Consider the following 10,182-nt stretch of genomic DNA (forward strand, 5'->3'; position numbering starts at 1 on the left):
GCGGCAGCGGCGCTTTGCTCGACGAGCGCGGCGTTTTCCTGGGTCACCTTGTCCATCTGCGTGATCGCATGGTTGATCTGCTCGATGCCTTCGCTTTGTTCCTTGCTGGACGAACTGATCTCCGCAACTATTTCCGTCACGTGGCGAATGCTCTTGACGACTTCGCTGATGATCTGCCCGGCTTNTTCCACCATCTTGCCGCCGGTGCCGACCTGGTTTACGGAGTCGGCGATCAGTTCCTTGATCTCCTTCGCCGCGACGGCGCTGCGTTGCGCCAGCCCGCGTACTTCGCTCGCGACCACCGCGAAACCGCGGCCGTGCTCGCCGGCACGCGCCGCTTCCACGGCAGCGTTGAGCGCGAGAATGTTCGTCTGGAAGGCGATGCCGTCGATCACGCCGATGATCTCCACGATCCTGCGCGAGGAGTCGTTGATCGCGCTCATCGTGCTGACGACCTGGTTCACGGCGTCACCGCCTTTCACCGCGACGTCCGAAGCATTCGACGCGAGCTGGTTCGCTTCGCGTGCGTTGTCGGCGTTCTGCTTGACCGTCGACGTGAGCTGCTCCATCGCAGCCGCGGTTTCTTCGAGCGAACTCGCCTGATGCTCGGTGCGGCTCGACAGGTCCATGTTGCCGCTCGCCACTTCGCGCGTTGCCTGGCTGATCGTGTCCGTGCCCTGGCGCACTTGCGCGACGATTCCGTGCAAATTGCTGGTCATGCGTTCGAGCGCGGTCAATAGCCGCCCCACTTCATCGGTCGTGTCGACATGCAGGTGATGCGTGAGGTCACCCGCCGCGACCGCTTCCGCGAGGCTCACCGCGCGGTTGATCGGCCGCGTGATGGTGCGCGTGATGAAGATGCCCGTGGCGATCGCGATCAGCGTCGCGACCAGTGCGAGCAGGATCATCTGGATTTTCGCGCGATGCGCTTCGGCAACCGCATCGGCCACGTCGTGCGCCATCCGCTCTGCCTGCACGTCGACCATTTTGTCGACAAGCAGGTAGTACGCGTCCTGAAGCCGCGCCATGTCGCCCTGATAGACGTCGCGCGCTTCCTGCTGCTGGTTCTTGCTCACCAGATCGAAGAAAGCTTTCACGCTCACCCCGTAGGCCGAGCGCGCGTCGAATTGCTGCTTCAAAAGCGCCATCGTTTCGTCGCTCGTCAGACGTTTCTCAAGTTCGGCGTACGCTTGCGCATTGGCCTTGCGGATGGCCGCGTAGTCGTCCATATACTGCTTGGCCTTATCCGGCGAGGTGGTCAGCAAGAGATTGCTGAGGATGCCGTTCGCCTTGTAGCCGTTGCTCTTGATCTCATTGCTGAGCGCAATCAGCGTGTAGCGATGGGTGACGATCGCGTCCGTCTTCGTGTTCGTGGATTCGAGGTGCCCAATACCCACGATAGCCGTGCCGACGAGCAGCGCGACCATCAGCGCGAAGGCGGAGCCGAGCCTAACCCCGATTTTCAAATTCGAAATCTTCATGTCTAATTCCTTACAACCGCACGATAAAATTGTCGCGAAGCGGCCGGAAGGCGCAGCGCTGCCGCGCCTCCCGGCGCATATGGCATGGACGCATGAACATATCCGCCGTTCCGGGGCGGCTCTTCTGGATGACGCCATGACTGGCGGCGTGCGCCGACGCGGGCCTCGATGACCCGCTTTTTCTCGGTGCCGTCGCCTCTATTAAGGATATGACGGCAGAAATCCTCAAACCTTGAGAGTGTCCGAGCGAAAAGGCGGCTCAATTCGGACACGTAGTTTCGGAAGTTGAGCCGCGACGTTGAAGCTTCCTAGCTATAGCGTCATCGATTGACGTAGCAGGAGTATTTCCCAGTTCGGCCGAAGTCTCACCGAGGAACATAGAGAGACCTCGTATTCGTAGGCAAACACTATTCTGGGAATCCGCTGTAGATTTCCTCGGAATGCCGCTTCGGCGGAGCGTGACCGTCCCTTGTGGACCGGTCGGGCACAGCCGACGACGTCGGGCAGTTGACCGGCCAGGAAATATTATTCGTGCGCACCTTTGACCGGACATTCGGATGTCGCTTCCCAACATCAGGCGGGCGCTCGCAAGGCCCGCGCCACCGGAGGAGGCTGAACCGTCCGCCGAGTAGCGGCAAGGCGAAAGCTTGCCTGAGGACCCAAAACGCGCCGCGTGCAACGAGGGGTCTGGAAGACTACACTCGACGTATGACCAGCTTTTGCGACGCCCCCTCCAGCCCGGCGGCTTCGGACGCGCCGCCCCTGCGATGATGGCCCGCATCGTCGCCGCCCTGCTGTTGCTGGCCATGTTGAGCGGCGTCGTAATAGCGTGGCTCGTCTATGACCGGCGCATCAGCGTGCCCGAGCGTGACAATCCATTTCTGCCACTCGATGTCCGTGCCGCACATGGCCTGCTCACTCCGTGGAAGTTCTGGCGAGCGACGCACGATCCGTCACGCTGTATGGCGGCGCTGAAGACCTCCGGCCTGACATTCACGCTCGTCGCGGACCGGACCTCGTCGAAAGGATGCGACGTGACGCATGCGGTGCGTGTCGAGAGATTCGCGGACACGAGCGCCAACCGCACGTTTTTGGCGACGTGCCCCCTGGCGCTCGCCCTCGCGATGAGCGAGCGCCACGTGTGGCAACCCGCAGCACTATCGCTCTATGGTCAACGCATCAGGCGCATCGACCAAGTCGGCAGCTATGCGTGCCGCAACGTCAATCACGCCGCGGTCGGGCGCTTAAGCGAAGACGCCAATGCCAACGCCATCGATGTGGAAGCCTTCGAGCTCGCCGACAGCTCGCGCATCACGATCGCTCGGGACTGGCATCCGGATTCGCGTGCGGGCCGCTTGCTTGCGCGCATCCACGCAGGCGCGTGCGGCTACTTTCATGCTGTGCTAGGCCCTGACTACAACGAGCTCCATCGAACGCATTTCCACCTGGACATGGGGCCGTATCGCGCGTGTCAGTAGACGCGCTCATCCAAGGTCGGGAACCATACGTGGCCTACAGGCAGAAGGGGTCCGCTGGTTTGGGCTTGAACTCGAGCAGACGGATACGGCCATCTACGGCCGTTGGCTCGAGCTTCCACGCGAACGCTCGAACGTCGTTTCTGCCCAGACAACGGACCCCCATTTGTTCGGTAGCAATGCCAGGTAAATCAACTGCCTTGCGGGCATCGACCGTGTTCGCACACTCACTAGAGGTTATGTGATCGCGCTCCCGTCGTAGCGATAGGCATTCTTTCGTCCGTACGGTCAAACACCTTTTCGGGCTCGTCGGCCTCTTCCGGTGTCTCGTTGTCGAGGACCCTGCGCATCCTGGACCGGTCCAGTTCGTTGGTCCACCGCGCGACCACGAGAGTGGCGACGGCATTGCCGATGAAGTTGGTCAGCGCACGCGCTTCGGACATGAAGCGGTCGATACCGAGAATGAGCGCGAGCCCCGCGACCGGAACATGGCCGACCGCGGACAGCGTTGCGGCAAGCACGATGAACCCACTGCCCGTCACACCGGCAGCACCTTTGGAAGTCAGCAGCAGCACGGCGAGCAACGTGAGCTGGTGCGTGAGGTCGAGCGGCGTGTTGGTCGCCTGGGCGATGAAGACGGCAGCCAGCGTGAGGTAGATCGACGTGCCATCGAGGTTGAAGGAATAGCCGGTGGGAATGACGAGACCGACCACCGATTTCTTGGCACCCAGGTTCTCCAGCTTCACCATCACACGAGGCAGCGCCGCTTCCGATGAAGACGTGCCAAGCACGATGAACAATTCTTCCTTGAGGTATTTAATCAGCTTCCACACGCCGAAGCCGTGGAACCGCGCAATAAGTCCGAGCACAACGAAAATGAATACAAGGCAGGTTGCATAGAACGTGATCATCAGCATGCCAAGCGAAACCATGCTGCTGATGCCGTATTTGCCGATCGTGAAGGCCATCGCACCAAATGCACCGATCGGCGCAACTTTCATGATGATGCCGACAATGCCGAAGAACACATGTGAGATCTTCTCGACGAAGTCGAAGATCAGCGTACCCCTGCCGCCGAACGCGTGTAGGGCGAAGCCGAACATGAGCGCGAACAGCAGGACCTGAAGTATTTCCCCTTTCGCAAACGCATCGACCACCGTCGAGGGAATGATGTTCATCAGGAACTCGGTGGTGCTCTCCATCTTGCGCCCGCTGGTGACCGTGGCCACGGCCTTCGCGTCGAGCGTCTTCGGGTCCACGTTCATGCCGGCGCCCGGCTGCAACACGTTGACGATCAGCAATCCGACCACGAGAGCAAGGCCGCTGACGATTTCGAAATACAGCAGCGCGAGCCCCCCAGTCTTGCCCACCTTCTTCATATCTTCCATGCCGGCAATGCCTACGACCACGGTGCAGAAGATGATCGGGGCGATGATCATCTTGATCAGTCTGATGAAGGCATCGCCGAGTGGCTTCATCGCCTCGCCGGTGTGCGGCGCGAAAAATCCCAGCAGGACGCCGGCAATGATTGCGACGATCACCTGAAAGTAAAGGGACCGGTAAAGCGGTTTGTGCGTGGCCATTTGAGCTCCCCAAGTGAGGGTGGGCATTCCTCACCATCCCGGTACCGACGGTGGACTGAAATCGTCATACCGTAGACATAGCGCACGTCGTGAGAACGGCTTGCTTACCCGACACGGCGCGAATGATTTTTGCACCAGATCATTTACGAAGGCTATGCTCCGCATCCATGCGCGACAACCGGACAAACCCGAGCGTGCATTGCAGCAGGCCGTTAGCGGCTGCGTCGGCGCCGGTTTGATCCCAAGGTGAATGCATACCTGCGCATCGGCGAATCCAATGCGTCCACGGTGTCGCCGAAGCAATGAATCATTCTGCGCTACCCGCATGACGGCGACCAAAGGTTGATTGTTTCAACATCGAGTTGGCTAGCTAGGGTTGTGTTCCAGTATCGACGGTTGCCTGTTCCTCCACCCAGCCACGCCAGACTGCCATCAGAACGGCCAGGATGACGGGTCCCACAAAGAGCCCTATTAGGCCGAAGGCCGCCAGACCTCCCAGCACACCGAATACGACCAGAAGAAACGGGATCCGGGTAGCGCTGCTGATCACGAGCGGACGAATCAGGTTGTCCACCGAGCTAACGACCAGTGCGCCCCAGAGTAAAAGGCCAATTCCGGCTAGCGTTTTGCCCGTGACAAGGAGCCATACACCAATCGATCCCCACACGAATGGCGTGCCAAAGGGTATTAACGCGATCAGCGCCGTAAATGCAGCCAGCGACACAGGCGCCCGCATTCCGGCAATCCAGTAACCCAGGCCGGCAAGCGTACCCTGCGCCAATGCCGTCAGCACGAGCCCGTAGACGACCGCCTTGGTTGTGCCGCCAATAGAAGCAAGATAGGCGTCCAGGCGATCGCCCAGAAAACGCCGTAGTAGGCGGCGCAGTTGATCGAGCGCTCTTTCGCCGTCCCGGTACATAAAAAACAGCGTCAGCAACGCAAAGCCCAATTTCGTCGCGTTGCGACCGACACTGCCGACTAACTGGCCGACTTCGGCAGTCCACTGCCGGGCCCACTCCGCGAGTTGTGCGCGAAAAGCCGTCGGATCTGCCGATATCTGATCCAGTAGGTCCTGCAGCGATCGCCCGAGCCACGGGACACGCACAATGAATTCTGGCAGTTTTTGCGGGCCATTGGCGAAGTAGCCGGCAACGGCCTGGTACGCGGCGACCAGTTCGCCACGCAGCAGCATGGTCAGCCAGATTAACGGCAGAACGAACGCCGCAGAGAGAATGATCGTCAACAGTAGCGCGCTGGCGCTGGCGCGCCCACGCATAAGTGAGCGCAAGCGGCGATAGACGGGCCAGGTCACGTAGGCAAGAATGGTGGCCCAAGCTACAGGAACCAGGAACGGGTGCAGTACGACGTAGCTCAGCACGACGATCCCGCCAAGCAGAAACGCAAGGATGACGCGCTTGACCAGGGACACAGGATGGCTCTCGCCCATGAACACCCCTCTCCTTTAGCTCGACTGACTGGACTTGCGTCCGGCGAACTTCAGCGACTCTTTAAGACGTCCGGCATCATCGACAAAGCGGTCGGCTCGGACTGCTCGCCACGCACCGATCGGGTTGTGGCTAAGCCAGCAGAGCCGGTGCCGACGCTGAACTCACGCCGACCTGAGAAGTGCGCAACGATCACCGAAGCGAAAATGCCGAAAGCGATCTCGCAGGTGTCAATGAAAATGAACGATCCCGCGAAACCGATAAGCAACGAGAAGACGAGCAGCGCACTGACATCGAGCCACTCTCTGGCCAAAAAAAGGGCGGACGCCCAACAGATCCAATACTTTCGTAAGCACCAATATCACTGAGCGAGCGGTCCCACTGCGAGCCGCACACCGCATACGCCGAGCGCTTGCCGAACTTCTCGATGATCTGTGCGGAATCGCAATGGGTCAGCGCCAGCATGGGCGCGTCGAGCCGCATTTCGGCACCCTGCCGCACCGAGAGGGCGACGCCTTTCTCGTGGCCGGAAACCACAAGAATGTCGGGCCTGAAGGCCCTCACCTTGGTCAAGGTGAGGGTCATGTCGTTCCGCTCGGGCGGCAGCTTTAGGCGAACAACTCGTGGATTCCGTTGAATTGATGGCGCCGCGGCACGGCCGTGTAACGGAGAACAAACTTGAAGGGCGTCATGACAAGTTTTCGTGTGAAGGTTTGATAAGGAACAGCAGCGAGCAGAAAATATTTCCCAAACGATGGGAGCGTCTATACTGAAAGCAAAGTGTAATTTATAGCGGCATCGATGTCGATGTCGAGAGTGGTTGAGTGCGCGTCCGATACAGCCCACACGTCGAGCGAGGGAGGTGTCATGTTCAAGCATCTGCTGGTGGCGACCGATGGCTCGGCTCTTTCCGAAGTCGCAGTCCACGTGGCCGTGACGCTCGCCGCCGAAAATGACGCCTCGGTTACGGGACTTCATGTCATGCCGGAGTTCCATGTTTTGTCGTATGGAACCGAAATGCTCGCGGATACCGAGGAGGAATTTCTTCAGGTTAGCAGGGAGCGTGCAGAGGCCTTTCTCGCGGCTGTCACGAAGGCCGCAAGCCGAGCGAGCGTGATATGCGAAACGGTTGCCACCACCCGCGCTCATCCTTATGAAGCGATCATCAGCACCGCCATCGAGCGACATTGTGATCTGATTGTCATGGCGTCCCACGGCCGCAGCGGTGTGCGTGGTCTGTTGATCGGCAGCGAGACACAGAAGGTACTGACCCATAGCGCGATTCCCGTTCTGGTGGTCCGGCAGTCGACACATACGGGCGTAGTGGGCGAAGCGGGAGCCGGCCGGCAATCGACAACATCGAAGTCTTCGTCGCCTCATGGATTTATCATCGGGCGAATTCCGCTTGCAGTCACTCCGACACTGTCCACTTAACGGAATCGCTGGCCGGCGTCAGCGAGCCAAGAATGCTATTGAAGTGGGATATTAGTCAGGTCGATTTGCTTAAGTTGACCATGCAGCCACAGCCGTTACTTGTGAGCCACGCGCGGGCGCCCATCACAAACCCTGTGCGATGCTGAAGGTGTCGCCATGCCGAGAACCTTTTGGATGCTGGAAAGGATCGCGTTTTCGCTCGTCGTGCTGTTGGCGCTTGCATGTCTCGGCCTCATCGTATGGCAGAAGAATCCAGGCATGACGTTGGCGATTCAGACGGGCGGCGAGATGCTGATGCCGAACAGTGAACATTTGCTCGCATGCATGGCGCCGGATCAAGGCGCTTGTGAGAGGATGTTGATCGAACTGAAAACACCGGAGAAGAACTGATTGGCACGCAAGATGAACGGACGCGAGTGTTCGGCGTGTCCCATACCGTCGCATGATTGAGCCAACTCAGTCATCCGCCGGAATCGGTCAAACGGCGGCTGCGGGTCCGTGACGCGACATCCGCCTTAGACAGTAGCCGGTCAATTTCTGCCTTTCGCCTTTGCACGTTGAACGGCCGGAGTCCGTGGCAACACCTGCCGCTCGAGGTGTTGCTCGGAAGTTTCGAGAGCGGGTCGGACCGTTGGCATAGGTTCTGTACATTGGCTCACCAACAATGCTGTGCTCGTGTATGGAATCGAGTGAGCGGCTGGACCCCACGAGTAGCGCCGGTCTACCGGACTTCATTTTGCTTTGCATTTCCCTGCGCCGCTTTTTCGGAACGAATAACTGACGTAACGATTTCCCACGAATCGTGAACAGTTCAGCACGCGCTCGTCGAACGTAATTTTGGCTGGATCAATCTCTTTCGGCGTCTTGACAGCCTGGAGCCTAGCCAGGCGGACAAGGATAGAGGGTAGGCTCCGTCGCGTTCCCACATTCCAGCAAGGCGTGTCAGGACATGGTTTCAAAGATTATTTGGGTCCTATTGCCGCTTTCGATGTACGCACTGTATGTCACCGTGTCGACGTGGCGCGGACGGACACCGTCGCGTCAGGCGCTCAATGTGCAAACCAGCCTGCTGTTGATCGCCTACCTGTTGACGACGGCAAGTCTCGGTGTGTTCTGGGTGGCCAGTCAGCAGTTGCCGGTGTTCGACTGGCACTATCTGTTTGGCTACTGCACGCTGCTGCTTGTCTCCGTGCACCTGGTTTTCAACATGCCGGCCGTATTCCGCTGGCTGCGGCTCGCACCGTCCCAGCCAGCGCAGCAATCCACCCGCGGTGGCAGGCACGGCCCGGTCGCGGTCGGCAAGGCGCTGACCGTCCTCGCCGCTCTCGGCATGGCGTTTTTCCTCGGCACGCGTCACGGCGCCAGCGAAGTCGCCGTCCGCTGGACCAACGCCGCCGAAGCCGGATCTGGCCCGGTCGATGCCGTCGCCCGTTATCACGAATTCTCGTCCGAGTCGCGCAGCCGCGTGTTCAAACGCGCGCCGGGGGTCGAATGGGGTGCACCGCCGCCTGCTTTCAAGCGCTACCCCGACGTGCCGCACATCGCCCTCGCGCGCGACAGGACCCACGAGCGCGGCCTGAGCGACGCGCTGCGCGCGCCCTCGTCGCGCAAGCGGAGCCTGAGCGTTGCCGAGTTGGGCGAGATGTTATACCTCTCGGCCGGCATCACGGCGCGGCGTGGCGGCCTGGCGTTGCGCGCTTCGCCATCTTCCGGCGCGCTGTTTCCCAGCGAGCTCTATGTCCTGGCACACAAGGTCGAGGGCTTGCCGGCCGGGCTTTATCACTACGACCCGGAGCACAATCGGCTCGACGCGTTGGGCGCTGCTCCGGCCGCGTTCGGCGCCCCTCAGGCAGACGGCGCCGACGCGGTCGTCGTGCTGACTGCGGTGTTCCGCCGCACCGGCTACAAGTACCGCGACCGGGCCTACCGCTATGCGGTTGCGGACGCTGGCCACTTGCTCGAGAATCTGCGGCTCGCCGGGCATCAGGCAGGAATGCGGGCGACGCTCGTCGCGCGCTTTGACGAGATGCTGGCCGCCAAGGCCATCGGTGTTGATGGCCTCGAGGAAGGCGTGCTCGCCATCATGGATCTGCGGCCCGCAGCCAGCGCCGTGGACTCCACCGGCGAAGGTTTGCGCGCGCGCTTCGCAGCGCCGCCGGTACCCTCCGGCCTGACAATCGGCGTGATCTCCACAGGCGGCCGGTTGCGGCCGCTTTTGAGCGCCGTGGCGACATTCGAAGAAACTAACTGAGGGGCAGAAACGGGTCGAGTTATGCCGGCCGCATATCATATCGAGACTACGTCGCGCCGATCATCGACGTGTCGCTGGCAATCGTCGGCCAGTGATAGGCACTTCCTTCGCACTGCAATGACGCCGTCAAGCCGCACTAAGGCTTGCCTAACTTCGCAGACTTGTCGCAGCCCATCAGTCATTTCAATGCTGCCGACGGACGAACGCGTTTTGTTCGCGCTGGAGCCGGTTCAGCGACGTTTCGCTCGTGGCGTTCTCGTTCGTTCATAGTGGGCTCGTCAAGGTGCTGTCTAAACGTACAGTAGCGCGAGCTTCACGTAAGGGCCTAGACTTAACATCCCGACACGAACGCGGAGTNAGCTATGGTCACCAGGACCGTCCGCCGGACGCTATCCGGTCTGACTTCGGTGTTTGCGCCGGCTCCAAAGAGTAAGCAACGGGTCGCATATACCGTGAAATCGGCTCAGCAACGCGCTGACGAAGCTTGGAGGCGCGCGACGCACGGAGTGCACC

The 10,182-nt window shown here is 60.4% G+C and carries 8 protein-coding genes; 4 read left to right on the forward strand and 4 right to left on the reverse strand.

The annotated features are described in order from the left end of the window. Positions 1-1,481, reverse strand: a 1,481-nt coding sequence (locus F759_RS0134355) for a methyl-accepting chemotaxis protein (RefSeq protein WP_036026054.1), incomplete at its 3' end; no start/stop codon positions are given. A 719-nt stretch (positions 1,482-2,200) separates the two neighbouring features. Here F759_RS0134355 and F759_RS0134360 point away from each other — a divergent pair. Next, positions 2,201-2,959 (forward strand): extensin-like domain-containing protein, encoded by a 759-nt coding sequence (locus F759_RS0134360; protein ID WP_244438994.1) that lies wholly within the window; start codon positions 2,201-2,203, stop codon positions 2,957-2,959. A 227-nt stretch (positions 2,960-3,186) separates the two neighbouring features. Here F759_RS0134360 and F759_RS0134365 read toward each other — a convergent pair whose 3' ends face one another. From F759_RS0134365 to F759_RS44690, 3 genes are all read right to left on the reverse strand, one after another. Further along, entirely contained in the window at positions 3,187-4,539 is a 1,353-nt protein-coding gene (locus tag F759_RS0134365; protein WP_027803773.1) for a dicarboxylate/amino acid:cation symporter, read from the reverse strand. A 370-nt stretch (positions 4,540-4,909) separates the two neighbouring features. Continuing rightward, a complete protein-coding gene (locus F759_RS0134370) occupies positions 4,910-5,986 on the reverse strand; it encodes an AI-2E family transporter (RefSeq protein WP_027803774.1) in 1,077 nt (358 codons plus the stop codon). A gap of 190 nt (positions 5,987-6,176) precedes the next feature. Continuing rightward, positions 6,177-6,569 (reverse strand): type 1 periplasmic-binding domain-containing protein, encoded by a 393-nt coding sequence (locus tag F759_RS44690; RefSeq protein WP_244438995.1) that lies wholly within the window; start codon positions 6,567-6,569, stop codon positions 6,177-6,179. Between the two features lie 282 nt (positions 6,570-6,851). On the opposite strand from F759_RS44690, the gene F759_RS39615 reads away from it, so the two are divergent. The 3 genes from F759_RS39615 to F759_RS0134395 all read left to right on the forward strand — a co-directional run bounded on the left by F759_RS39615 (position 6,852) and on the right by F759_RS0134395 (position 9,669). Further along, complete coding sequence (locus tag F759_RS39615; RefSeq protein ID WP_051377580.1) at positions 6,852-7,418, forward strand: universal stress protein; 567 nt, start codon at positions 6,852-6,854, stop codon at positions 7,416-7,418. A gap of 156 nt (positions 7,419-7,574) precedes the next feature. Further along, on the forward strand, positions 7,575-7,808 hold the full coding sequence (locus F759_RS39620) for a hypothetical protein (RefSeq protein WP_036026058.1): 234 nt from the start codon (positions 7,575-7,577) through the stop codon (positions 7,806-7,808). 598 nt (positions 7,809-8,406) lie between these two features. Continuing rightward, on the forward strand, positions 8,407-9,669 hold the full coding sequence (locus F759_RS0134395; protein ID WP_161633355.1) for a SagB/ThcOx family dehydrogenase: 1,263 nt from the start codon (positions 8,407-8,409) through the stop codon (positions 9,667-9,669). The last annotated feature ends 513 nt before the right edge of the window (positions 9,670-10,182 follow it).

The organism is Paraburkholderia dilworthii, from assembly GCF_000472525.1.
In the GTDB taxonomy this organism is placed as follows: domain Bacteria; phylum Pseudomonadota; class Gammaproteobacteria; order Burkholderiales; family Burkholderiaceae; genus Paraburkholderia; species Paraburkholderia dilworthii.

Bases quoted from the DNA above. Each gene is read 5' to 3' on its own strand.
- F759_RS0134365 (WP_027803773.1), bottom strand. From the start codon at position 4,539: ATGGCCACGCACAAACCGCTTTACCGGTCCCTTTACTTTCAGGTGATC.
- F759_RS0134370 (WP_027803774.1), bottom strand. From the start codon at position 5,986: ATGGGCGAGAGCCATCCTGTGTCCCTGGTCAAGCGCGTCATCCTTGCG.
- F759_RS44690 (WP_244438995.1), bottom strand. From the start codon at position 6,569: ATGACCCTCACCTTGACCAAGGTGAGGGCCTTCAGGCCCGACATTCTT.
- F759_RS39615 (WP_051377580.1), top strand. From the start codon at position 6,852: ATGTTCAAGCATCTGCTGGTGGCGACCGATGGCTCGGCTCTTTCCGAA.
- F759_RS39620 (WP_036026058.1), top strand. From the start codon at position 7,575: ATGCCGAGAACCTTTTGGATGCTGGAAAGGATCGCGTTTTCGCTCGTC.
- F759_RS0134395 (WP_161633355.1), top strand. From the start codon at position 8,407: ATGTACGCACTGTATGTCACCGTGTCGACGTGGCGCGGACGGACACCG.